General features: G+C 70.6%; 1 protein-coding gene. It reads right to left on the bottom strand.

Annotated features, from left to right (window positions below; genetic code table 11):
* A partial coding sequence (locus BIV01_RS02075; protein WP_139199177.1) for an LLM class flavin-dependent oxidoreductase occupies window positions 1-537 on the bottom strand: 537 nt, incomplete at its 3' end.
* Window positions 538-674: the final 137 nt, after the last annotated feature.

The following is a 674-nucleotide window of genomic DNA, read 5'->3' as shown; positions in this document are numbered from 1 at the left end:
CGCCTCGTCGAGCACGAGGGCGTCGGCGTCCCACGTGTCCCAGAGCGCCCGGACCGCGTCGATCCACTCGTCGGCCATCGCGTACCGCTCGTCGTGCTCGAAGTGCTGGTCGTAGCCGTAGTTCTGCGCGGCCGCGTGCGGTGAGGCCGTGACGAGGTTGATGCCGACACGGCCGTGCGTCAGGTGGTCGAGCGTGGACATCAGCCGGGCCGCGAGGAACGGCGGGTAGAAGGGCGTCGCGGCGGTCGCGATGATGCCGAGGTGCTTCGTCGCGGCGGCGAGCAGCGGGACCAGCGGCATGGGGTCGTGCCGCACGATCGCGGAGCGCAGCGAGTGCTCGAACGAGGAGCCGAACACGTCGGGGAGGACGGACGAGTCCTCGAGCATCATGAAGTCGAACCCGGCCCGCTCGAGCGAGGTGGCGGCGTCGACGAAGAGCTGCGGGTTGGCGACGTCGTGGCGGACGTTGCCGGACCACTGCCCGTTCCAGCCGTAGACACCGAAGCCGTAGCCGAGGAACCAACCGAGGTGGAACATGGGTGTGCCTTCCGTGGGAGGTGGTGTGGTGCCGGACGGTGCTGCGCCCGGTGGTACGGCAGCGGGTGGTAGTCGATGGAGGCGCCGAGCTCGGCGGCGGCGCGGAGTCCGAAGCGCGGGTCGCGCAGGAACTCGCG

The sequence above is a fragment of the Curtobacterium sp. MCBA15_013 genome, assembly GCF_001865095.1.
Taxonomy (GTDB): domain Bacteria; phylum Actinomycetota; class Actinomycetes; order Actinomycetales; family Microbacteriaceae; genus Curtobacterium.
This window is presented reverse-complemented; position numbering and strand designations above follow the sequence as displayed.